Annotated in this window: 21 protein-coding genes; 10 read left to right on the top strand and 11 right to left on the bottom strand. The window is 58.4% G+C overall.

Annotation, left to right across the window (positions count from 1 at the left end):
- Window positions 1–50: 50 nt before the first annotated feature.
- A complete protein-coding gene (locus ACJ8M3_RS16065) occupies window positions 51–2,003 on the bottom strand; it encodes a bifunctional 2',3'-cyclic-nucleotide 2'-phosphodiesterase/3'-nucleotidase (RefSeq protein WP_033651488.1) in 1,953 nt (650 codons plus the stop codon).
- A 255-nt stretch (window positions 2,004–2,258) separates the two neighbouring features.
- Between ACJ8M3_RS16065 and cysQ the strand changes: the two genes are divergently transcribed.
- Window positions 2,259–2,999: a 3'(2'),5'-bisphosphate nucleotidase CysQ gene (cysQ, locus tag ACJ8M3_RS16060; protein WP_033644177.1), complete on the top strand. Its 741-nt coding sequence runs from the start codon at window positions 2,259–2,261 to the stop codon at window positions 2,997–2,999.
- Window position 3,000: 1 nt separating this feature from the next.
- On the opposite strand, the gene ACJ8M3_RS16055 is transcribed toward cysQ, so the two are convergent.
- Window positions 3,001–3,558, bottom strand: a complete 558-nt coding sequence (locus ACJ8M3_RS16055; RefSeq protein ID WP_025159587.1) for a YtfJ family protein — start codon at window positions 3,556–3,558, stop codon at window positions 3,001–3,003.
- Window positions 3,559–3,888: 330 nt separating this feature from the next.
- On the opposite strand from ACJ8M3_RS16055, the gene ACJ8M3_RS16050 reads away from it, so the two are divergent.
- On the top strand, window positions 3,889–4,095 hold the full coding sequence (locus ACJ8M3_RS16050) for a DUF1107 domain-containing protein (protein ID WP_004933604.1): 207 nt from the start codon (window positions 3,889–3,891) through the stop codon (window positions 4,093–4,095).
- 69 nt (window positions 4,096–4,164) lie between these two features.
- Here the strand turns inward: ACJ8M3_RS16050 and ACJ8M3_RS16045 are convergent, their stop codons facing one another.
- Together ACJ8M3_RS16045 and msrA are read right to left on the bottom strand one after the other, a co-directional pair.
- Window positions 4,165–5,496 (bottom strand): hemolysin family protein, encoded by a 1,332-nt coding sequence (locus ACJ8M3_RS16045; RefSeq protein ID WP_033641641.1) that lies wholly within the window; start codon window positions 5,494–5,496, stop codon window positions 4,165–4,167.
- 180 nt (window positions 5,497–5,676) lie between these two features.
- A complete protein-coding gene (gene msrA, locus ACJ8M3_RS16040) occupies window positions 5,677–6,315 on the bottom strand; it encodes a peptide-methionine (S)-S-oxide reductase MsrA (protein WP_089195519.1) in 639 nt (212 codons plus the stop codon).
- Between the two features lie 304 nt (window positions 6,316–6,619).
- Between msrA and tamA the strand changes: the two genes are divergently transcribed.
- The 3 genes from tamA to ACJ8M3_RS16025 are packed head-to-tail and all read left to right on the top strand — an operon-like array spanning window position 6,620 to window position 12,503.
- A complete protein-coding gene (gene tamA, locus ACJ8M3_RS16035; protein WP_169539905.1) occupies window positions 6,620–8,338 on the top strand; it encodes an autotransporter assembly complex protein TamA in 1,719 nt (572 codons plus the stop codon).
- Entirely contained in the window at window positions 8,335–12,153 is a 3,819-nt protein-coding gene (gene tamB, locus ACJ8M3_RS16030) for an autotransporter assembly complex protein TamB (protein ID WP_033641644.1), read from the top strand. Before tamA ends, tamB begins: the two co-directional genes overlap by 4 nt.
- Window positions 12,154–12,155: 2 nt before the next feature.
- Entirely contained in the window at window positions 12,156–12,503 is a 348-nt protein-coding gene (locus ACJ8M3_RS16025; RefSeq protein ID WP_025159589.1) for a gamma-glutamylcyclotransferase family protein, read from the top strand.
- A 53-nt stretch (window positions 12,504–12,556) separates the two neighbouring features.
- Here the strand turns inward: ACJ8M3_RS16025 and ppa are convergent, their stop codons facing one another.
- Complete coding sequence (gene ppa, locus ACJ8M3_RS16020; protein WP_004933594.1) at window positions 12,557–13,087, bottom strand: inorganic diphosphatase; 531 nt, start codon at window positions 13,085–13,087, stop codon at window positions 12,557–12,559.
- A 260-nt stretch (window positions 13,088–13,347) separates the two neighbouring features.
- Here ppa and ACJ8M3_RS16015 point away from each other — a divergent pair, with 260 nt between their 5' ends.
- Window positions 13,348–14,901 carry a methyl-accepting chemotaxis protein gene (locus ACJ8M3_RS16015; RefSeq protein WP_089197610.1) on the top strand — a complete coding sequence of 518 codons (1,554 nt, stop codon included), beginning with the start codon at window positions 13,348–13,350 and terminating at the stop codon, window positions 14,899–14,901.
- 45 nt (window positions 14,902–14,946) lie between these two features.
- Here ACJ8M3_RS16015 and fbp read toward each other — a convergent pair whose 3' ends face one another.
- Window positions 14,947–15,951, bottom strand: coding sequence for a class 1 fructose-bisphosphatase (fbp, locus tag ACJ8M3_RS16010; protein WP_004933587.1), 1,005 nt, complete (start codon window positions 15,949–15,951; stop codon window positions 14,947–14,949).
- Window positions 15,952–16,120: 169 nt separating this feature from the next.
- On the opposite strand from fbp, the gene mpl reads away from it, so the two are divergent.
- Window positions 16,121–17,500: a UDP-N-acetylmuramate:L-alanyl-gamma-D-glutamyl-meso-diaminopimelate ligase gene (gene mpl, locus ACJ8M3_RS16005; protein ID WP_089197611.1), complete on the top strand. Its 1,380-nt coding sequence runs from the start codon at window positions 16,121–16,123 to the stop codon at window positions 17,498–17,500.
- Between the two features lie 197 nt (window positions 17,501–17,697).
- On the opposite strand, the gene yhcN (ACJ8M3_RS16000) is transcribed toward mpl, so the two are convergent.
- The 3 genes from yhcN (ACJ8M3_RS16000) to argR all read right to left on the bottom strand — a co-directional run bounded on the left by yhcN (ACJ8M3_RS16000) (window position 17,698) and on the right by argR (window position 19,219).
- Entirely contained in the window at window positions 17,698–17,961 is a 264-nt protein-coding gene (gene yhcN / locus ACJ8M3_RS16000; protein WP_025305042.1) for a peroxide/acid stress response protein YhcN, read from the bottom strand.
- Between the two features lie 120 nt (window positions 17,962–18,081).
- Window positions 18,082–18,345 carry a peroxide/acid stress response protein YhcN gene (gene yhcN / locus ACJ8M3_RS15995; RefSeq protein ID WP_004933574.1) on the bottom strand — a complete coding sequence of 88 codons (264 nt, stop codon included), beginning with the start codon at window positions 18,343–18,345 and terminating at the stop codon, window positions 18,082–18,084.
- Between the two features lie 403 nt (window positions 18,346–18,748).
- The gene (gene argR, locus ACJ8M3_RS15990; RefSeq protein WP_016929335.1) at window positions 18,749–19,219 is read right to left on the bottom strand and encodes a transcriptional regulator ArgR; all 471 of its coding nucleotides are present in this window, start codon (window positions 19,217–19,219) and stop codon (window positions 18,749–18,751) included.
- Between the two features lie 464 nt (window positions 19,220–19,683).
- Here argR and mdh point away from each other — a divergent pair, with 464 nt between their 5' ends.
- Window positions 19,684–20,622 (top strand): malate dehydrogenase, encoded by a 939-nt coding sequence (gene mdh, locus ACJ8M3_RS15985; RefSeq protein WP_033636811.1) that lies wholly within the window; start codon window positions 19,684–19,686, stop codon window positions 20,620–20,622.
- A gap of 67 nt (window positions 20,623–20,689) precedes the next feature.
- Here the strand turns inward: mdh and ACJ8M3_RS15980 are convergent, their stop codons facing one another.
- On the bottom strand, window positions 20,690–20,950 hold the full coding sequence (locus ACJ8M3_RS15980) for a helix-turn-helix domain-containing protein (RefSeq protein WP_004933567.1): 261 nt from the start codon (window positions 20,948–20,950) through the stop codon (window positions 20,690–20,692).
- Window positions 20,951–21,130: 180 nt separating this feature from the next.
- Between ACJ8M3_RS15980 and ACJ8M3_RS15975 the strand changes: the two genes are divergently transcribed.
- On the top strand, window positions 21,131–21,487 hold the full coding sequence (locus ACJ8M3_RS15975) for a DNA-binding protein (protein ID WP_033651481.1): 357 nt from the start codon (window positions 21,131–21,133) through the stop codon (window positions 21,485–21,487).
- A gap of 50 nt (window positions 21,488–21,537) precedes the next feature.
- On the opposite strand, the gene ispB is transcribed toward ACJ8M3_RS15975, so the two are convergent.
- Window positions 21,538–22,509 (bottom strand): octaprenyl diphosphate synthase, encoded by a 972-nt coding sequence (gene ispB / locus ACJ8M3_RS15970; RefSeq protein WP_033641648.1) that lies wholly within the window; start codon window positions 22,507–22,509, stop codon window positions 21,538–21,540.
- 270 nt (window positions 22,510–22,779) lie between these two features.
- On the opposite strand from ispB, the gene rplU reads away from it, so the two are divergent.
- Window positions 22,780–23,091, top strand: a complete 312-nt coding sequence (gene rplU, locus ACJ8M3_RS15965; RefSeq protein WP_004933561.1) for a 50S ribosomal protein L21 — start codon at window positions 22,780–22,782, stop codon at window positions 23,089–23,091.
- Window positions 23,092–23,100 lie beyond the last annotated feature (9 nt).

Genomic DNA, 23,100 nt, shown 5'->3' with positions numbered 1-23,100 from the left:
CCTCGCAGACGGGCGATGAATGGCCGGGCGAGCCGGCCAGTGACAGTGAGTTACTTACCGCTTAAATCGATGCGATAAACCGCGAAGCCGATGCTGTCGCTGCCTGCGGCGCTCATCGGGTATTGGGCGTGCTCTTTGATAAACTTCGTCGCTTTGTCCGAAGGCGAGGTCTCGAAGCGGATATCCAGCGGCTGCTTGCTGCTGAAGTTAGCCAAACGCCAATTGTTGTCCGCCTGCGGGCGCACCGCGCCATGCCGCTGGGTTTCGGCGGTGATGTAGGCCGCCAGCACCGAGCGGTTTTCATCCGGCGAAGCGAAGGCGATATGTTTGTCGCCGGTGCCGGCAAACTTGCCGCCGTAGGCGCGGTAGTTGTTGGTGGCAACCAGGAAGGTGGCGTTCGGATCGATCGGCTTGCCGTTGAAGGTCAGCTGCTTGATGCGCTCCGCCTTAGCGTTGATCAGCTGGCATTCGCCGTCGTAGCGCGCCGGTTGGCTGACGTCGATCTGGTAGTTGACGCCGTCGATCACGTCGAAGTTATAGGTGCGGAAGCCGTCCCAGTTGATCAAGCCTTGCGGCTTGGCGCTGTTGACGTCGATCTGGTTGAACTGGCCGGCGGAGCACTCCAGCCACTCTTTCACCTCTTTGCCGCTGGCCTTCACCACTACCAGCGTATTGGGATAGAGATAGAGATCGGCGGCGTTGCGGAAGGTGAGCTGGCCTTTTTCCACTTCGACGAAGCTGGCGGGGTCGTTCTTGCGGCCGCCGACCTTGAACGGGGCCGCCGCGGACAGCACCGGCAGATCGGCCAGGTCCGGGTCGCCCTGGATGTAATGTTCGACGTAGGCCTTCTGCGCATTGTTGACGATCTGCACCGTCGGATCGTCCTGCACCAGCGCCAGGTAGCTGTACATGTTGCCGTCGGATTTACCGATCGGCTGGCTGACGAACTCGCGCGTGCCTTTGTGATCGTCCGCCAACACCTTCACCAGCGCGGCATCTTCCGCCGCCAGCGATTTCTTGTTCTCTTTGTCGTAGATCGGCCGCGCTTCCGCTTTGGCGGCGGTCACTTTCCAACTGCCGCCATCGTTGTTGAGCTGCAGATCGACCACGCCGAGATGGTCGCCCCATTGGCCCGGCATCACCGCCGGTACGCCATTCAGCAGGCCTTTGTCGATATCCGCGCCTTTGATGTTGGCGAAGTCCTTGCTCGGGAACACCGCGTGGGCGTGGCCGAACATGATGGCGTCGATGCCGGGCACCTGGCTGAGGTAATAGACCGAGTTTTCCGCCATCGCCTTGTAAGGCTCGCTGGACAACCCGGAATGCGGGATCGCCACCACCAGATCGGCGCCCTGTTTACGCATCTGCGGCACGTAGCGCTTGGCGGTGGCGGTGATGTCGTCCACCGTCACTTTGCCCTGCAGGTTGGCTTTGTCCCACACCAGGATCTGCGGCGGCACGAAGCCGATGTAGCCGATGCGCAGCGTATGCGCCTTGCCATCGCGATCCTTCACCGGGGTATCGACGATGATGTATGGCGTGAACAGCGGTTTTTGCGTTTTGGCGTCGATGACGTTGGCGTTGATGTACGGGAATTTGGCGCCGGCGATGGCGTTCTTCAGGTAGTCCAGCCCGTAGTTGAACTCATGGTTGCCGATGTTGCCGACCACATAGTCCAGCGTGTTCATCGCCTTATAGACCGGGTGCACGTCGCCCGGTTTCAGCCCCTTGGCCGCCATGTAATCCCCGAGCGGGCTGCCCTGAATGATGTCGCCGTTATCCACCAACACCGCGTTGGCGGCCTGCTGGCGCGCCTGTTGGATCAGGCTGGCGGTGCGCACCAGGCCGAACTTGTCGGTCGGCGTGTCCTTGTAATAATCGAAGTCCATCATGTTGCTGTGCAGGTCGGTGGTTTCCAGCACGCGCAGGTCGACGGTGGCCGCCTGCGCCGAGGCGCATACCAGCAGCGCAAGCGCGGACAGCGTCAGGGGATGCTTCATCATTTTGGGCTCTCTCCATTCCATTATTCGAGTGTTATCGCAGAGGGAAATGTAATTAACATTGCTTGCCACAGCAAACTGTGAAGTGTGGCAGAAAACGGCGGCAGGTAACGCGGGGAAGTTCACAGTTGTGCCCAACAAGATCTGAGGAATTCCCGGGGGTTAGCCGGTTGAGATGGATATTCGGCGTAAAAAAAACTAGTCTGCTAGCAGAGACAGAGGGAAATTTCCCACGGAGATGCAGAGTTGAGGTGCATGATGTTAGAGCGAATTTGCCAACTGTCCCGCGAGGCGGGGGCGGCGATCATGGCGGTGTACGACGGTGAACAACCGCTTGACGTCGCACAGAAAAAAGATGATTCACCGGTGACGGCGGCCGATCTGGCGGCGCATCACATCATCAAGCGCGGCCTGGCGGCGTTGACGCCGGAGGTGCCGCTGCTGTCGGAAGAGGATCCGCCGGCGTGGGAAGAGCGCCGCAACTGGACGCGCTACTGGCTGGTCGATCCGCTGGACGGCACCAAAGAGTTCTTGCACCGCAACGGCGAGTTCACGGTCAATATCGCCCTGATTGAAGACGGGCAGGCGGTGATGGGCGTGGTGTACGCCCCGGCGATCGACGTGTTGTATCTGGCGGAGCGCGGCAAGGCCTGGAAAGAAGAGAAGGGCGTGCGGCAGGCGATCGGCGTCAGCAACGCGCATCCGCCGCTGGTGGTGGTAAGCCGCTCGCATATCGACGACGAGCTGAAAGACTATCTGCAGCAGCTGGGCGAGCACCAGACCGTGTCCGTCGGTTCCTCACTGAAGTTCTGCCTGGTGGCGGAAGGTAAGGCGCAGCTTTATCCGCGCTTCGGGCCAACCAACATTTGGGATACCGCTGCAGGACACGCGGTGGCGGTGGCCGCCGGGGCGCAAATTCACGATTGGCAGGGCAAGCCGTTGCTCTATACCCCGCGTGAATCTTTCCTCAACCCCGGCTTCCGGGTGTCGCTGTTCTGAATCAGTTCGCCAACAGCTGGTGCAGTTTGGACATCACCTGCTGCACCTCTTCCGGCGTCAGCGCGCCGTCTTTAGCAAACTGAATGCGCCCTTGTTTATCCAGCACCACGATGGCGGAGCCTTTCGGCTGCAGATCCCAGGCCTTACGCACATTGCCGTCGCTATCGACGATAAACTGCGACCACGGGAACTCTTTCTTGCTGTCTTCGATACTGCTGCGCACGAACATCGCGGTGCCCATCAGGGCATCGTCGGTGTTGACGATTGTCGTCGTTTGGTAACGATCGTGTGGTAGCTTCGCCTTCTTGATCGCTTCAATCAGTGGGTCGTTCATGTCTTTGGCGGAGCTGCGACCGGCAATATGTTGTATCACCCGCACTTTTCCACTGAGCTGCGCGCTGTTCCAGTTTTGGTAGCTAAAATTACCGTCAGCGTAGTTGAGCTCTCCTTTGTCGCTGACGCCGACCGGCGCCACGCGCTGCTGGAGCTGGAAGTTGTGCGCGGAAGCGAAAAGCGGGGCGAGCAGCAGGGATACCATCAGCATGCGACTTGTTTTCATGCTTTCTCCTTGTAATGGGGGGAATTTGTGCGACAGCACTTCGACAGCCTAAAGCATAGGATGTGATAAGAGGTCTGTCCTGTTAACCGGATCGCAGATTTTCCCTTGGTTCGCTAATCATCAGATTTTGAAGGGATATCCTGAAAACGTTATAAATTATCATATACAATTCTGTCAAAAAGTGTAAATCCAGCGTAGATATCCGGGCAGAAGTGAACGTTCTGGTCTTTACTGGGTCTACTACATGCAATCAAGTTGCGTTCTGAATTTCGAGGCTGCCACCTTTGGCGGCTCGCTGAGCGCATGGATCAACGGGAGGAGCGTAAAAGAATGAGAATCTTCCAGCGTTATAACCCTTTGAAAGTGGCAAAGTACGTTAAGACCCTGTTTCGCGGAAGGCTGTATATCAAGGACGTAGGCGCATTTGAATTCGACGAGGGGAAAATCCTGCCGCCGAAGATTCGTGACAAGCGCCATTTCAGCGTGATGTCTGAAGTGAACCGTCAGGTGCTGCTGTTGCAGACCGAGATGGGGTGAACACCTCGCTGACAGCGGTAAAAAAATGCGGCCCCGATGGGGCCGCTGATGTTTTTGTCCTTCGCGCCGTCAGGCCGCCGGAGTGTCGTCCGGCGCTTTCGGCAGCACCGCCGCCGGTTTGTCGCTCAGTCGGGTGACCAGCAGCTGGTCTATCTTGTAGCTGTCGATATCCACCACTTCGAACTTGTAGCCGGCGTATTTGACGAAATCGGTGCGTTTCGGGATCTTGCGCAGCATATACATCATAAAGCCGCCGATGGTCTCGTAGTTGCCCGCCTGCGGGAACTCGTCGATATCCAGCACGCGCATCACGTCGTCGATCGGCGTGCCGCCTTCAATCAACCATGAGCTTTCGTCGCGCGCCACGATCTGCTCTTCCTGGCCCTGGCCGACCAGATCGCCCATCAGCGTGGTCATCACGTCGTTAAGGGTGATGATGCCCACCACCAACGCATATTCATTGAGGATCACCGCGAAGTCTTCGCCGGCGGTTTTGAAGCTTTCCAGCGCTTCGGACAGCGTCAACGTGTCCGGCACAATCAGCGCCGAGCGGATCTGCACGCCGCTGCTCAGCACCAGGCTCTGGTTGCCCAGCACGCGGTTCAGCAGGTCTTTGGAATCGACGTAACCCACCACCTGATCGATATGGCCGTCGCACACCAGGAACTTGGAGTGCGGATGGGTCGAGACCTTCTCCTTGATGCTCTCTTCGCTTTCGCGCAGATCGAAGTACACCACGCTTTCGCGCGAGGTCATCGAAGACGGCACGGTGCGCGATTCCAGTTCGAACACGTTTTCAATCAGCTCGTGCTCCTGCTTGCGCAGCACGCCCGCCAGGGCACCGGCTTCCACCACCGCGTAGATGTCATCGGAGGTGATGTCGTCTTTACGCACCATCGGCAGCTTGAACATGCGGAAGATCAGGTTGGCCATGCCGTTGAAGAACCACACCAGCGGGCGGAAGATCATGATGGAGAAACGCATCGGGTTGATGATCCGGACGGCGACCGTCTCTGGTGCAATCATACCGATGCGCTTCGGGGTCAAATCGGCGAACAGGATAAACAGGCTGGTCACCAGCACGAAGGAGCAGATGAAGCTGACCTGTTCCGCCAGTTCGGGCGACAGGAAGCGAATAAAGAACTGTTGGAAGGTGCCGGAAAACGCCGCGTCGCCGACGATACCGCCGAGGATGGCCACGGCGTTCAGGCCGATCTGCACCACGGTGAAGAAGATGCCTGGGGTTTCTTGCAGTTTAAGCACTCTGGCGGCGTTGATGTTGCCTTCGTCCGCCATCAGCTTCAGTTTGATCTTGCGCGAGGCGGCCAGAGAGATTTCCGACAGTGAGAAAAACGCACTCACCGCGATCAGAAAAAGAATCAGTAAAATACTGTTTAACATAATCTATCCATACGTGCCGACGGGATGCCGGCGCTCTTGAGGAAGGGTAGTACATAGTAAAAAAAGCAGCGATAACAACCAGAAGGGAAGCTATCGGGCCGCAGAAGCGGCCCGCACAGTATAGCAGTTGCCCCACAGGGGCCGCCAGCGGTTAAAAAAGTGCCGCCGGCCGGCATCGGATCAGCCCTGCGGCGGCAGGCAAACGCCGATGCCGCCCAGCCCGCAGTAACCTTCCGGGTTTTTGAACAGGTACTGCTGGTGATCGTCTTCCGCATAATAGAACGGCAGCGCCGGCGCGATCTCGGTGGTGATGACGCGCTTGTCGCCCGCCGCCGCCATCGCCTGCTGGAAGCGTTGCAGGCTGCTTTCCGCCTCGGCCTGCTGCTCTGGGCTCAGCGTGTAAATCGCCGAGCGGTACTGCGTGCCGACGTCACCGCCCTGGCGCATGCCCTGCGCCGGATCGTGATTTTCCCAGAACACCTGCAGCAGCTGCTTGTAGCTGACGACCTGCGGATCGAACACCACGCGCACCACTTCGGCGTGGCCGGTCTGGCCGCTGCACACTTCGCGGTAGGTCGGGTTCGGCGTGTAGCCGCCGCTGTAGCCGGCGGCGGTGCTGTAGACGCCCGGCTGTTGCCAGAACAGACGCTCAACGCCCCAGAAACAGCCCATGGCGAAGATCGCCACTTCCATGCCGGCCGGCACCTGAGTCATCGAGTGTTCGGTGACGACGTTGAGCGTTGCGACAGGCATTGGCGTGGTGCGGCCAGGCAGCGCGCTTGCCTTATCGACGGTTTGTGATTTATCAAAAAATGGCACCACGGTTGACTCCTGTTGTCACAGTAAGAATTGACCCTACATGGCGGCGGTTCGGTTGTATCTCACCGCGTCTTTGCCCACAATAAGCGGCAAGTGGGATTTTGTATAAGCTTAACGCAGTATTTTGAGCGCCAAAAGTGAAGAATTCGCCTGTTGCGCGGCGGCAAAGCGCGGCGGGCGGCGTCCGGAAGAAGGTTGAAGAGGGCTGCCGTCATGATAGCGCGGAGTCTGCCCTGGCCCCGGAGCGAACACCATAACAGGAAAGTAAAATCAATAAGGAGAACACGTGCCAAAGTACCCGGTCATGTGCTTGATATCTGTGTTGCTTGCGGCACCTGCAGCCTATGCGGCCAACGTGCGGCTGCAGGTGGAGGGGTTAAGCGGAGAGTTGGAAAAAAACGTCCGGGTGCGGCTGTCGTCGATCACGCCTGAAGAGGTCGGCACCGACGGTCGCTTCCGCGCACGGGTGGATGAGGCGGTGCGCCAGGGGCTGCGCGCGCTCGGCTATTACCAGCCGACCATCGAGTTTACGCTGGACGATCGGCCGGGGATGTCGCGTCCGGTGCTGCATGCCAAGGTCAATCCGGGCGAACCGGTGCGCATCGCCGGCGCCAACATCGTGCTGGAAGGCGGCGCGAAGACCGATGAGGACTACCTGGCGCTGGTAAAGAAGGATCGGCCGACCATCGGCGAGATCCTCAACCACGGCAAGTATGACAGTTTCAAAGGCTCGCTGACCGGCCTGGCGCTGCGCAAAGGTTACTTCGACGCCGATATGACCAAAAGCCAACTCGGCGTGGCAGAAGATCTGCACAAGGCGTTTTGGGATATCGATTTCAACAGCGGCGAACGTTACCGCTTCGGCAAGGTGAAATTCACCGGTTCGCAAATCCGCGAAGACTATCTGCAAAATCTGGTGCCCTTTCATCAGGGGGATTACTACAGTTCGGAGGATTTGGCCGAGCTGAACCGCCGTTTGTCCGCCACCAACTGGTTCAACTCGGTGGTGGTGTCCCCTGATTTCAACGATGCCAAAGAGAACAAGATTTTGCCGTTGGACGCGCTGGTAACGCCGCGTACGCGCAATACCATCGAAACCGGTATCGGTTACTCCACCGACGTCGGCCCGCGGGTGAAAGGCACCTGGAAAAAGCCCTGGCTCAACGATCGCGGCCACAGCCTGGAAACCAGCGCCAGCGTGTCGGCGCCGGAGCAGCAGCTGGATCTGACCTATAAGATCCCGCTGCTGAAGAATCCGCTGGAGCAGTATTACCTGCTGCAGGGCGGGCTCAAGAATGTCGACCTTAACGACACCAAATCCGTGACCTCCAAAGTGGTGGCCTCGCGCAACTGGGATCTCTCCAGCGGCTGGCAGCGGGCGATCAACCTGACCTGGCGCTGGGATAACTTTACCCAGGGCAACGTCAGCAACACCACCATGCTGCTGTACCCCGGCGTCAGCTTCAACCGCACCCGCTCGCGCGGCGGCCTGATGCCGACCTGGGGCGACAGCCAGCGCTACTCCATCGACGTATCCGACACCACCTGGGGCTCGGGCGTGGACTTCGCGCTGATGCAGGCGCAGAACGTCTGGATCCGCACGCTTGCCGACAAGCATCGTTTCGTGGCGCGCGGGCAGGTGGGATGGATAGAAACCAACGACTTCGACAAGGTGCCGCCGGATTTGCGCTTCTTCGCCGGCGGTGACCGCAGCATTCGCGGCTACAAGTACAAAGACATTTCTCCGCGCGGCGACGACGGCAAGCTGACCGGCGCCTCCAAGATGCTGACCGGCTCGCTGGAGTATCAATACAACGTGACCGGCAAATGGTGGGGGGCGATGTTCGTCGATTCCGGTGAAGCGGTGAACGATATCAAGCAGAGCAACTTCAAGACCGGCGCCGGCGTAGGCGTGCGCTGGCAGTCGCCGGTGGGGCCGGTGAAGCTGGATATCGCCGCGCCCGTGGGAGACAAGGACACTCACGGGATGCAGTTCTACATCGGTTTGGGGCCTGAACTATGAGCCTGGTTAAAAAGATTTGTCTCGGATTTCTGGTCGTTCTGCTGCTGCTGATCGGCGGACTGGCCTTTCTGGTGGGGACCACCACCGGTTTGCATATGGTCATCAACGGCGCGGCGCGCTGGGTGCCGGGGCTGGAGATCGCCGGCGTCAGCGGCGGCTGGCGCGATCTGACGCTGAAGGGCGTGAAGTATCAGATGCCGGGCGTGACGGTCAACGCCGGGCAATTCCATCTGTCCCTCGATCTCTCCTGCTTTAAACGCAGCTCGCTGTGCGTCAACGCCTTGACTGCTCAGGACGTGGACGTGGCGGTGAACACCAAAGAGATGGCGCCCTCCGCGCCGGTGGAGGAGAGCAGCGAGCCGACCACCAATCTCAGTACGCCTTATCCGATCACCCTGCGCCTGTTGGCGCTGAACAACGTCAAGGTCACCGTCGACGACACCGCCATTTCTCTGGCCGAGTTCCGCACCGGCGCACAGTGGCAAGAGCGCGCGCTGACGCTGATGCCGACCAAGATCGGCTCGTTGCTGATCGCCTTGCCGAAAACGCCGCAAAATCCGTTGCCGGAAGCGGTGCAACCGGCGGTCGAGGTGGCGAAAAAGGTCGGTGAGCAGGTTACCGACGCGGCGAAACCGGCGCCGCAGCCGGAAGAGAAGCCGCTTGGCGAAACGCTGAAGGAACTGTTCGCCAAACCGCTGTTGCCGGATCTGCCGGACATCCGCCTGCCGCTGGATATCACCGTGAAAGAGATCAGCGGCGAACAGCTGCGCTTGACCGGCGATACCGACGTGCTGATCACGAGTCTGTTGCTGCAGGCCAGCACGCAGGATCAGCATATCCAGCTGGACAACTTCGACGTGAAGTCGCCGCAGGGTACGCTGTCGGTGCAGGGGCAGGCGACCCTGACCGGCGATTGGCCGGTGGCCCTGACCGCCAACAGCGCGTTGAACATCGACCCGTTGAAGGGCGAGAAGGTGAAGCTGAACATCGGCGGCGGGTTGCGTGATGAGCTGAAGGTCGCGCTGAACCTGTCCGGCCCGGTCGGCGCCCAGCTCGATGTGCAAACCCGGCTGGCCGAAGCCGGCCTGCCGCTGGCGCTGACGCTGCAGAGCAAACAGCTGAAATGGCCGCTGAGCGGCGAGGCGCAGTACCAGGTTAACGATTTCCGCCTGCGCTTTAACGGCAAGGCGACCGACTATGCGTTGTCGACGCGCGCTAATCTGAAAGGTCAGGATCTGCCGCCGGCGGTGCTGACGCTGGACGGCAAAGGCAACGTCGAGCAGTTCAAGCTGGAGCGTCTGCGGCTGGCGGCGCTGCAGGGCAATACCGATCTCACCGCGCTGGTGGACTGGAGCAAGGCCATCAGCTGGAACTCGCAATTGACGCTGAGCGGCATCAATACCGCCAAGCAGTGGCCGGAATGGCCGGCGAAACTCGACGGCAAGATCACCACGCGCGGCAGCCTGCACGGCGGCAGCTGGCAGCTGCAGGTGCCGGTGCTGCAGCTGGACGGCAACGTGAAGCAGAACAAGGTCACGGCGCGCGGCACGCTGAGCGGCAACGCCGCCGGGCAGTGGAAAATCCCCGGCATCGATCTGACGTTGGGGCGCAACCAGCTGAACGTCAAAGGACAGCTGGACGAGAAGAGCTGGAACCTGGACGCCAACATCGACGCGCCGCGTCTGGACGGCGCGCTGCCGGGCCTGGGCGGCACCGCCAAAGGGCTGCTGAAGCTGCGCGGCAATCTGCAGGCACCTCAGCTGCTGGCGGATTTGACCGCCTCCGGTTTGCAGTGGCAGGCGCTGCGCATCAACCGGGTGAAGATCGACGGTGACGTGCGCTCCACGGATCAGATCCAGGGGCAGTTGGCGGTTCGCGTCGAGCAGCTGAAGCAGGACGCGCTGGAAGTCAGCCTGCTGACCCTGGACGCCAAAGGCAGCGAGAAGCAGCATCAGCTGCAGTTGAAGATCGACGGTAAGCCGGTCTCCGGCCAGCTGGCGCTGCAGGGCAGCTTCGATCGTCAGCAGCAGCGCTGGCGCGGCAATCTGAACAATACCCGCTTCGATACGCCGGTGGGGGAGTGGCGCCTGACGCGCGCCATCGCGCTGGACTACCTGAACACCGCGCAGAAAATCAGCATCGGGCCGCACTGTTGGCAGAACCCGAATGCCGAGCTGTGCGTGCCGAAGACCATCGAAGCCGGCCAGAGCGGCCAGGCCAGCGTGGTGCTCAACCGGTTCGATCTGGCGATGATCAAGCCGTTCCTCGGCCCGGAGACCGCCCTGAGCGGCGTGTTCACCGGCCGGGCCGACGTCAGCTGGAAACCGGGCGGCGCGCTGCCGGAGGCGAAGGTCACGTTGGCCGGCAACGGCGTCAAGGTGGTGCAGCAGGTGCAGGGCAACGCGCTGCCGATCGCCTTCGATACGCTGACCCTCAACGCTGGTCTGAACAACGGCCGCGCGCAGGCCGACTGGCGGATCAAACTGACCAACAACGGCCAGTTCGACGGCAATATCCAGGTGGCGGATCCGCAGGTGCGGCGCACCATCAGCGGCAACGTCAATATCACCAACATTTCGTTGGCGCTGATTAACCCGGCGCTGATGAAGGGCGAAAGCGCGGCGGGCATGCTGAACGCCAACCTGCGTCTGGGCGGCAGCGCGCAGAAGCCGCTGGTGTTCGGGCGTCTGGCGTTGGATCGGGCGAAGGTGCAGGGCCACTGGATGCCGTTCGATATGACCGACGCGCGGCTGGCGGTGAATTTCAATGGCATGACCTCGACGCTGGAAGGGCTGCTCAGCACCACGCGCGGCCAGCTGAATCTGGCGGGCGATGCCGACTGGCGTGACATCAACGCCTGGCGTGCGCGCATTGCCGCCAAGGGCGACAAACTGCGGGTGACGGTGCCGCCGATGATCCGCATCGACGTGTCGCCGGATCTGGTGTTCGAAGCCACGCCGCAGCTGTTCTCGCTCAACGGCAAGGTCGACATCCCTTGGGCGCGCATCACGGTGCAGGAGCTGCCGGAAAGCGCGGTGGGCGTCTCTTCCGACGAAGTGATGCTGGACGACCAGCTGAAGCCGATTCAACCGAAGACCGCCTCGATTCCGATCAACAGCAACCTGATGATCCACGTCGGCAATGACGTGCGGCTGGACGCCTTCGGCCTCAAAGCCCGCCTGAAGGGTGATTTGAAAGTGGTGCAGGACAAGAAAGGGCTGGGCCTCAATGGCCAGATTGACATCCCTTCCGGTCGCTTCCATGCTTATGGTCAGGATTTGATCGTGCGTAAAGGGCAGCTGATGTTCTCCGGCCCGCCGGATCAGCCGCTGCTCAATATCGAAGCGATCCGCAACCCGGAATCCACCGAGGACGACGTGACCGCCGGCGTGCGCGTGACCGGCCTGGCGGATGCGCCGAAGCTGGAAGTGTTCTCCGATCCGGCCAAATCGCAACAGGAAGCCTTGTCTTATCTGCTGCGCGGCCAGGGCTTGAACAGCTCAGGCGCCGACGGCAACGCCATGACGTCGATGTTAATCGGCATGGGGGTTGCACAAAGTGGTCAACTTGTGGGTAAAATCGGCGAGGCATTCGGCGTGAGTAATTTGGCTCTGGACACTCAAGGGGTTGGCGACAATTCCCAGGTTGTCGTGAGCGGCTATGTCCTCCCAGGCTTACAAGTAAAATATGGGGTGGGCATTTTCGACTCGCTGGCCACGCTGACGTTGCGTTATCGCCTGATGCCTAAGTTGTATCTTGAAGCGGTGTCTGGTCTCGACCAGGCATTAGATTTGCTCTATCAGTTTGAGTTTTAGCGATGCGAATAATTGTCTACGGCAGTTTACGACGCAAACAGGGAAACAGCCATTGGATGACCAACGCCCAATGGCTCGGCGAGCACGAGCTCGAAGGCTATCAGATTTACAATCTGGGCCATTACCCGGCGGCGATCCCTGGAGAGGGCACGATACATTGCGAGGTGTATCGTATTAACTCATCGATTCTGGCAGAGCTGGACGAACTGAAAAGCAACACCAAGGACTATAAGCGCGAGCTGATTCAGACGCCTTATGGGAGTGCGTGGATCTACCTGTACAAACACAGCGTGGACGGTTACCCGCGAATTACCAGCGGTGACTGGCTGAAGCGTCTCGAAGAACAGTAAGAAAAAAAACACCGCTCAATGAGCGGTGTTTTTTCATCGGACGGCGGCTGGAATTACTTCTTGGCAGCGCGTTCGAAGGAGGCGATGATTTCCGCTTTAGCCGCGGCAGCGTCTGCCCAGCCTTCCACTTTCACCCATTTGCCTTTTTCCAGATCTTTGTAGTGCTCGAAGAAGTGAGCGATCTGGGCTTTCAGCAGTTCCGGCAGGTCGTTCACGTCTTTCACGTGATCGTACTCTTTGGTCAGCTTGCTGTGCGGCACCGCAACCAGCTTGGCGTCTTCACCGGCTTCGTCGGTCATTTTCAGCACGCCAACCGGACGGCAGCGGATCACGGAGCCCGGCTGCAGCGGGTATGGGGTTGGAACCAGCACGTCAACCGGGTCACCGTCCAGAGAGAGGGTGTGGTTGATGTAGCCGTAGTTGCACGGGTAGAACATCGCGGTGGACATGAAACGGTCAACGAACAGCGCGCCGGTTTCTTTGTCGATTTCGTATTTGATTGGATCGGCGTTGGCCGGGATTTCGATTACTACGTAGATGTCTTCCGGCAGGTCTTTGCCAGCAGGGACCAGATTCAAGCTCATGTCGGTTTCCTTTAATCATCAAACCAGAAATGGAGTGGCGGCTATTATAGCGGACTCTTTTGCGATTTCCTGCCCTTTTCATCGTCGAAAACCCCGCGCGCCGACGCAGGGATAATTTCCAGATTAATCCCGCCGCGGCATGAAGTTTTGCCTCCGCCTGCCGATAACTTCAACAAACAATAATGAGCCAGCAAAGCTGGCTCCGCGTTTTGCCACCCCTACTACGTCTGATCTCACTATTCTGAAGCCGGGAAGAACTCATGCTAAAAAAGATTACGGTGAAGGCTGGGCTGATCGCCCTGCTGAGCCTGATGACCATGCTGCTGATCATGGTCAGCGTTATTGGCGTCAACGCGATTAACGAAGGATCGCGCTCGATCCATACCTTGAACCAGATCCTCGGCGAAGAGCTGGGCTCGCTGGCCAACAGTTCCAACCTGACGCTGCGCGCCCGAACCGCCGCCTCGCTGGCGGTGCGCCAACGGGAGATCGGTCAGATCGATGTCTCTGACGCCACCGTGGGCCGCATCTACGGCTACCTCGAGCAGTCGAACAAGGAAATGGCGCGCTTTGTCGGCGTCGGCACCGTGACCGAGCGCGGCCGCGAACTCTCCAGCCGCCTGCAAAACAGCTATCGCGCCTATCTGGAGCAGGGCGTGAAGCCGATGGCCGCCGCCATCAAGGCCGGCAAGATCGATGAGTATTACCATATCCAGGAGACGCGCATTTCCGCCTTGAGCATCGCGTTTGAAAAGGATCTCACCGATTTCCGCAGCTTCGCCATGAAGCTCGGCGAGAAGCAGGTGTATGAGGCGGAAAGCAACGCCAGCACCAAGATCTCGCTGATCGTGGTGGCGGGCCTGCTCAGCGTGCTGTTGGCGTTGCTGGCCTGGTTCGCGCTGCGCGTGATCATTTTGCGTCCGCTGGATGAGTCCATCGCGCAGCTGGAACACATCGCCGGCGGCGATCTGACCCACGAGATCCGCGGCGAGGGCGATACCGAGATGGGGCGCCTGGTGCGGGCGATGCAGCGCATGCAGCAGGCGCTGGCCAGTTCGGTCAGCAAAGTGCGCGACGCCAGCAGCCAGATCGACACCGGTTCGCGCGAACTGGCGGCCGGCAACCTGCATCTGGCGCAGCGCACCGAAGAATCGGCCGCGTCGCTGGAAGAGACCGCCGCCAGCATGGAACAGCTGACCTCGACGGTGAAAATGAACGCCGAGAACTGTGAACAGGCCAACCAGCTGGCGCTGAGCGTGTCCGATATCGCCAACCAGGGCAGTGAGGTGGTCAGCCAGGTGATGAGCAAGATGCAGGCGATCACCGACAGCTCGCGCCGCATCGCCGATATCATCAGCGTGATGGACGGCATCGCCTTCCAGACCAACATCCTGGCGCTGAACGCGGCGGTGGAAGCCGCGCGCGCCGGCGAACAGGGCCGCGGTTTCGCGGTGGTGGCCGGTGAAGTGCGCAACCTGGCGCAGCGCAGCGCCCAGTCGGCGAAAGAGATCAAAGGGCTGATCGAAGCGTCGCAAAACCGGGTGCAGGAAGGCGAACAGATGGTGGAGTCGGCGGCGCAGACCATGAGCGGCATCACCGGTGAAGTGGGCCGGGTGACGGCGTTGATGCGTGAGATCTCGGCGGCGACGCGCGAACAAAGCAGCGGTATCGAACAGGTGAACCTGGCGGTGGCGCAGATGGATCAGGTGGCGCAACAGAATGCGGCGCTGGTGGAGGAGTCTGCGGCGGCGACGCGCTCGCTGGAAGATCAGGCTCAGCTGCTGGCGCAGAGCATGGCGGCGTTCAAGCTGTAAGGCAATAAGGGTTCGGCAAGGCGCCGAACCCTGGCAAAGAACGCGTTACTCGTCCGGGTTTTCGGCGATGAAGCGTTCTGCGTCTTCCACCATCGACTTGGTGCCGACGAAGAATGGCGCGCGCTGGTGCAGTTTCACCGGCGTGATGTCCAGAATGCGGTTTTTGCCGTCGCTGGCCTTGCCGCCGGCCTGTTCGGCCAGGAACGCCATCGGGTTGCATTCGTACAGCAGGCGCAGCTTGCCTTGCGGGTGGCTGGCGGTGCTTGGGTAGATGTAGATGCCGCCTTTCAGCAGGTTGCGGTGGAAGTCCGCCACCAGAGAACCGATGTAGCGCGAGGTGTAAGGGCGCTGTGTCGCTTCATCCTGCTCCTGGCAGTACTTGATGTATTTCTTCACGCCGAGAGGGAACTTGATGTAGTTGCCTTCGTTGATGGAATACATGTTGCCGCTCGCCGGGAAACGCACTTTCTCGTGAGAGAGACAGAACACGCCCAGAGACGGATCGTACGTGAAGGCGTGGACGCCGTAACCGGTGGTGTACACCAGCATGGTGGACGAACCGTAAACCACGTAACCCGCTGCGACCTGGGCGCTGCCCGGCTGCAGGAAGTCTTCTTCGGTCACCGGCGTGCCGACCGGCGTGATGCGACGATAGATAGAGAAAATCGTACCGACCGAGACGTTGACATCGATGTTGGACGAACCGTCCAACGGATCCATCAATACGACATACTTGGCATTTTCAGCTCGCTCGCCGTCGAATATCACGATTTCATCTTCTTCTTCGGAAGCGATACCCGCAACTTCACCACGCGCTTTCAACGCCGCTTTCAGTTTTTCGTTCGCGTACAGGTCCAGTTTCATCTGAACTTCGCCCTGTACGTTGGACACCCCGCTGGTCCCCAGAATATCAACCAGGCCGGCCTTGTTGATGTCGCGGTGAATGATTTTGGCGCCCAGTTTAATGGCAGAAAGTAACGCGGTCAGCTCGCCGGTGGCGTGCGAGAAGTCGTGCTGTTTCTCGACGATAAATTCGCCTAACGTTTTCATGACACAATCCCTGAATCTACGGATGGATAGCGGCCTGTTAACAAACCGCCAACGTTTTCGCGAGCAGTGTAGCCCAAAGATGCGCGCCATTCATAGGCAAATCCATTTCTTCTGGACGATTCTGAGCGTTAGAATATGCCGACATTCGATGCACTCACATGAGAAACCTATGCGCATTCACATTCTTGGGATCTGTGGCACCTTTATGGGCGGGCTGGCGATGCTGGCGCGCTCACTGGGGCATGACGTCACCGGTTCGGACGCCAACGTCTATCCGCCGATGAGCACGCTGCTGGAGAACCAGGGGATCGATCTTATTCAGGGTTATGATCCGGCCCAGCTGGATCCGGCGCCGGATCTGGTGATCATCGGCAACGCCATGACGCGCGGCAACCCGTGCGTGGAGGTGGTGCTGGAGCGTGGTATCCCTTACGTTTCCGGCCCGCAGTGGCTGCACGACGCCGTGTTGCGCGATCGCTGGGTACTGGCGGTCGCCGGCACCCACGGCAAAACCACCACCGCCGGCATGGCGACCTGGATCCTCGAAGCCTGCGGCTACCAGCCGGGCTTCGTCATCGGCGGCGTGCCGGGCAACTTCGACGTCTCGGCTCGCCTCGGCGGCAGCCCGTTCTTCGTGATCGAGGCCGACGAGTATGACTGCGCGTTCTTCGACAAGCGCTCCAAGTTCGTGCACTACAGCCCGCGCACGCTGATCATGAACAACCTGGAGTTCGACCACGCCGATATTTTCGACGATCTGAAAGCCATTCAGAAACAATTCCACCACCTGGTGCGCCTGGTGCCGGGCAAAGGCAAGATCATCCTGCCGGACAACGACAGCCACCTGAAGCAGGTGATGGCGATGGGCTGCTGGAGCGAACAGGAGCTGGTGGGCGAAGAGGGCACCTGGCGCGCGCAGAAGCTGACGCCGGACGCCAGTCATTACGCGGTGTTCCTCGACGGCGAGCAGGTTGGCGAAGTGAACTGGGCGCTGGTGGGCGAGCACAACATGCATAACGGCCTGATGGCCATCGCGGCGACCCGTCACGTTGGCGTGCAGCCGGCGGACGCCTGCCGCGCCTTGGGCGACTTCATCAACGCCCGTCGCCGCCTGGAGCTGCGTGGCGAAGCCAACGGCGTCACGGTCTACGACGATTTCGCGCACCACCCGACGGCGATCCTGGCCACTCTGGCCGCGCTGCGCGGCAAGGTAGGCGGCACGGCGCGCATTCTGGCGGTGCTGGAGCCGCGATCCAACACCATGAAAATGGGCATCAGCAAAAACGATCTGGCGCCTTCGCTCGGCCGTGCCGATGAAGTGTTCCTGTTCCAGCCGCATCACATCCCGTGGCAGGTTGCGGAAGTGGCGGATGCCTGCGTGCAGCCAGCGCACTGGAGCGCGGATCTCGACACGCTGGTGGAGATGGTGGTGAAAACCGCACAGCCGGGCGACCACATTCTGGTGATGAGCAACGGCGGTTTCGGCGGCATTCACGATCGCCTGTTGGACGCGTTGGCGAAAAAGCAGGAACCGAAGGTGACCTACTGATTGTTCAGCCGCATAAGCCAACCTAAGGGCCGCATTCGCGGCCTTTTTTACGCCCATAAAAAAGCCCTCGCGAGCGAGGGCAACGGGGTTCGTCGGATAGGACGACGAGAGGGTCTCTGGGAAATCGGCGTTTGCGTCAGAACTCGGCAGTGGCAGTGACGAGGGTAATCAGCTCTGCAAAGCCGTTCCCAGAGTTGTTATTTGTAAATCTCGGCGGTGGCGTGGTAGTTGCCTTCGTTACGCGCTTCGATCACGCGGTAGGCGGTCGCGCCTTTAGCATCGGCTTTCTCCGACAGCGCCTGGCGAATGTCGGTCGGTGCGCCGTCGATACCGCTGACGGTAATGGTGCCGATAGATTGCAGATTGGCGGTCTGATCGTTAGTCACCAACTGGGCGGCAGACGCGCCAAAGGAGATGACAGACAGCAAACCGAGTGCAGCGAGAGTAGTTTTCATGTTCATGATAGCGATCCTTGGTCATAACAGCCTGGAAGGGCTTGGCAGCGATTTTTATTCTTGAAGGCCGTTATGACAGCGTTTGATTCCAGAGATGTATTGCCCGTTGCCGGGTAATGCCGGTACTTATTTGTAGATTTCAGCGGTCGCGTGGAAGTTGCCGTCGTTGCGCGCTTCGATCACGCGGTAAGCGGTTGCCCCTTTGGCGTCGGCTTTATCGGACAGCGCCTGACGAATGTCGGAAGGCGCAGCGGCGACGCCGCTCACGGTGATCACACCGGCGGGCTGCAGTTTTGCGGCCTGGGTTGCGTCAACAGATTGTGCTGCGAATGCGCCAAAGGAAAGCATGGACAGAACGCTCAGGGTTGCAACGGTAGCTTTAATTTTCATCATCTCACCTCATCGTATTCTTTTATCAGTTCCAACGAACTGTGATTCAGTTCACGGAAATGAGTATACAGCTAGTAACGTGAAAAATTAATAGTTCGCTAACAGTTGCTAGTGAAACTTTAAACCGATGAACCTTATTTTTTATAACTACAAGGAATAAAAAACGCTCATAAAACGATCTTTCGATGTTAAATTTATGTAATTTCAATAAGGTAAGTGCTTTTGACCAAAAGTGCGGAAGATCACAGTGGGTACTGCTGGTTACATGGATATGTCATGGAAATGTGTTGTTGCGGGATAAAAAAGCAGTGTTAAACGCGGTTGAAGGCTGAAAAGGTAACGCGAGGGTTAAAGAAGCGCTAACAAAATGCGGGCGGTAGCCGCACTTTGTTAGCGCCAGGTTTCACAGCTCTTGCTCGAACACGCCCAGGATCGCTTCATGCAGCTTCTGAGCGGTAAAGCCGCTGGACGGCGTGACGAAAATCGTGTCGTCGCCGGCGATAGTGCCGAGGATGCCCTGGGATTTGCCCAAGGAGTCAAGCAGGCGGGCGATCAGCTGTGCGGCGCCCGGACTGGTGTGGATCACCACGACGGCGTCGTTATGGTCGACGTCCAGCACCAGGTTCTTCAGCGGGCTGGTGGTGGTCGGCACGCCGAGTTCGGCAGGAAGGCAATACACCATTTCCATTTTGGCATTGCGCGTACGTACCGCACCGAACTTGGTCAGCATGCGCGATACTTTGGATTGGTTAATGTTTTCGAAGCCTTCTTCTTGCAGCGCCAAAACGATCTCGCCTTGAGAACTGAATTTTTCTTCTTTCAATAACGCTTTGAACGTCTTGATCAGATCTTCCTGTTTTGCGGGATTACGCATTTTGCACCGTGGAATGTTGATAATGGAAGTCATGATTATGCATATAGATGAATTTTTATGCAACAAAGGCCGACCCAAAGAAAATAAACATGACCGGGCGGCGAGGAAAGGGCGGCATTTTAACAAAATCCGGCCGTGATGAATATGCCCTTTTGACGTCGGAAAATCGGCCTGCGCTGGTAAATAAAATGTTATTAAAATGATGTTGTTCTGATGTTGCGTAAGGGTGTAATGTAACGGCCGGTTAACTTGCTCGTGAATAACCTCGCACTATTTTTGATTAGTGTGCGCTATGCCCTTCATGCGTAAGCGATTTAATCTAAAATGGGCGCGACAGCGGTCATTTTATTGCACCTGCAGGCAACAATTAGCTAATTTATTGTTTTTAAAGGTGTAATAATTTAAGGTCCGTCACCAACACATTCACGGCGCTTTATATATTTAAGACAATAAAGGAGTATAGGATGAAAGTTGCAGTTCTCGGTGCTGCTGGCGGTATCGGCCAGGCCCTCGCCCTTCTACTCAAAACCCAGCTTCCTTCAGGTTCTGAACTCTCTCTCTACGACATTGCCCCCGTTACCCCAGGCGTTGCCGTCGACTTAAGCCACATCCCAACCGCAGTTAAAATCAAAGGCTTCAGCGGCGAAGACGCGACCCCGGCTCTGCAGGGTGCGGACGTGGTGCTGATTTCCGCCGGCGTGGCCCGTAAGCCAGGCATGGATCGCTCTGACCTGTTCAACGTTAACGCCGGCATCGTGCGTAACCTGATTGAGCAAGTGGCGAAAACCTGCCCGAAAGCCTGCATCGGCATCATCACCAACCCGGTTAACACCACGGTCGCCATCGCGGCGGAAGTGTTGAAAAAAGCCGGCGTTTACGACAAGAACAAACTGTTCGGCGTGACTTCGCTGGATATCATCCGTTCCAACACCTTCGTGGCCGAGCTGAAAGGCAAGCAGCCGGAAGAGTTGAACGTGCCGGTCATCGGCGGCCACTCTGGCGTGACTATCCTGCCTCTGCTGTCGCAGATCCCTGGCGTGAGCTTCACCGATCAGGAAGTGGCGGATCTGACCAAACGCATTCAGAACGCCGGCACCGAAGTGGTGGAAGCCAAAGCCGGTGGCGGGTCTGCTACGCTGTCCATGGGCCAGGCGGCCGCGCGTTTCGGTCTGTCTCTGGTGCGCGCACTGCAGGGCGAGAAAGGCGTTGTGGAATGCGCTTACGTTGAAGGCGACGGCAAATACGCTCGCTTCTTCGCACAGCCGCTGGTGCTGGGTAAAAACGGCGTTGAAGAACGCAAGGATATCGGCACGCTAAGCGCCTTCGAACAGAAAGCGCTGAATGAGATGCTGGACGTGCTGCACAAAGATATCGAACTGGGCGAGAAGTTCATCAATAACTGATCGTCGCCGATAGTCAGCCGATAAACGCCGCCGGACGCTGTTCCGGCGGTTTTTTTTTGCCCCGCGTTCACGATTTGATGCGGGCTTTTCGATCCAGCAGGCAATCGCTGTGCGGATCATAATAGCGGCTTGGCCAGATCTCCGATGGGTGGATGCCGATTGCTTCGGCGATCAGCCATTCCCCCTTCGGCCAGGGACGCGATAGCGCGTTGGCCAGCGTTGATGAGCTTAATCCGGCCTTGCGCGACACCGCCGCCAGCGTGGTGCCCTGTTTGCGTAACGCCGCGATGATATCTGCCGGATGCCAATCTGGGTTCCTTGAATTCATGTTTACATTCCTTTTCTGATTAGCCAAAGTTGCGTTAGTGGTATAACTAACGGATCAGGGTTAGGCGTTTGAACAACGTGAAACGCTTATTCGGAAACAAGAATACCATTAAATTTCCTAAAAAATACCCAAGTAATTTCCAAAAATGACTTTGCCCACTATTGCCCAGAGATGATGGCTATGAAAAACGAGTGGTTTGCCGCCAAGGAACTGACAGGCATCGCAGGATTACCTTCCTCACCACAGGGAATCAATCTGATGGCCCGGCGCGAAGGCTGGATAAGCCGCAGGCGTAAAGGCGTGCAGGGAAAAGCGTTGGAGTATCATATCGACAGCCTGCCGCCTGGCGCGCGCAACCTGCTGATGCTGAAAGAAGATGGGGCGGCGTATGACGTAGAACGCCAGGATCCGTTAGCGGTATGGATCGAGTATTACTACCATTTGACGGAGAGCGAGCGCGAGAAAATGGTGGCTTTCCTGATGCGGGAAGGGATAGGCGGCCTGCTGGCGCGCATTGACGAAGAGAATAATACCTAGACAGGCCCGCCTCAGCGGGCCTGATAAGAACGTTAAGAAACTTTTGTTTCTTAAAAGTCGCGTTGCACTGCCAGATGCGCCAGGCCTTCCAGCGCCGTGCGGTGCTCCGAGGCCGGCAAGACCTGCAGCGCGGCGATCGCCTTGTCGGCTTCTTCCTCGGCGCGTTGGCGAGTGTATTCCAGCGAACCGCATTGTTGCATCGCCTGCAATACCGGCTCCAGCAGATGACGACCGTTGCCTTGCTCAATCGCGCCGCGGATCATCTCACGCTGTGCGTCGTCGCCGTTGTGCATCGCGTGCAGCAGCGGCAGGGTCGGTTTCCCTTCATTCAGATCGTCACCGGTGTTTTTGCCCAGGGTGCTGCCGTCGGCGCTGTAGTCGAGCAGATCGTCGATCAGCTGGAAAGCGGTGCCGAGGTAGCGGCCATAATCTTGCAGCGCCTTCTCTTGCTCGGCGTTGGCGCCGGACAGGATCGCCGACGATTGCGCCGCCGCCTCAAACAGACGGGCGGTTTTGCTGTAGATCACCCGCATATAGCTTTCTTCGCTGATGTCAGGATCGTGCACGTTCATCAACTGCAGCACTTCGCCTTCGGCGATGACGTTGACCGCCTCCGACATCAGCGCCAGCACGCGCAGCGATTCCAGGCTGGTCATCATCTGGAAGGCGCGGGTATAGATAAAGTCGCCGACCAGCACGCTGGCGGCGTTGCCGAACGCGGCGTTGGCGGTGGCTTTGCCGCGGCGCATGTCCGATTCGTCGACGACGTCGTCATGCAGCAGCGTGGCGGTATGGATGAATTCGATCAGGGCGGCGACGGTGACGTGCTTGTTGCCTTCATAGCCCAACGCTCGCGCCGCCAGGACGGCGATCATCGGCCGGATGCGTTTACCGCCACCGCTGATAATGTAATAGCCAAGCTGATTGATGAGCGTGACATCGGAATTCAGCTGTTCGAGAATTGTTGCGTTCACGGCCGCCATATCTTGCGCGGTTAACTCGGTAATTTGCTCTAGGTTCATTGTGTTTTTTTCAGCTGTGTTTCTCTTCACCGCGTTGAGATCGCTGCTCACATCGGTACATGGCGGTAACTGTCCCTATGATTGTACTTGAAAAACGGTTCAGATAAACGCCACGAAAGAAACTGTGTTTTTTTTCTTCTTTTTTGTACATCTGGTCTTATTCTGCTCTTGTCATGCGCCGCTTTTTTGCGTAGAATTCGCGCCCTATTGTGAATATTTATAGCGCGCTCTGAACTAACACAGTCGGGCACGCGGAAAGCGGAGTTTTATATGTACGCGGTTTTCCAAAGTGGTGGTAAACAACACCGAGTAAGCGAAGGTCAGACCGTTCGCTTGGAAAAGCTGGACATCGCAACTGGTGAAGCGGTTGAGTTTGACCAGATTCTGATGATCGCTAATGGCGAAGATATCAAAATCGGCGTTCCTTTCGTCGATGGCGGCAAGATCAAAGCTGAAGTCGTTGCTCACGGTCGTGGCGAGAAAATTAAAATTGTTAAGTTTCGTCGTCGTAAACACCACCGTAAGCAGCAGGGCCACCGTCAGTGGTTCACTGACGTTAAAATCACCGGCATCAGCGCTTAAGTTAGGAGA

It is taken from the genome of Serratia sp. CY55921 (genome assembly GCF_052167655.1).
In the GTDB taxonomy this organism is placed as follows: Bacteria; Pseudomonadota; Gammaproteobacteria; order Enterobacterales; family Enterobacteriaceae; genus Serratia; species Serratia ureilytica.
This window is presented reverse-complemented; position numbering and strand designations above follow the sequence as displayed.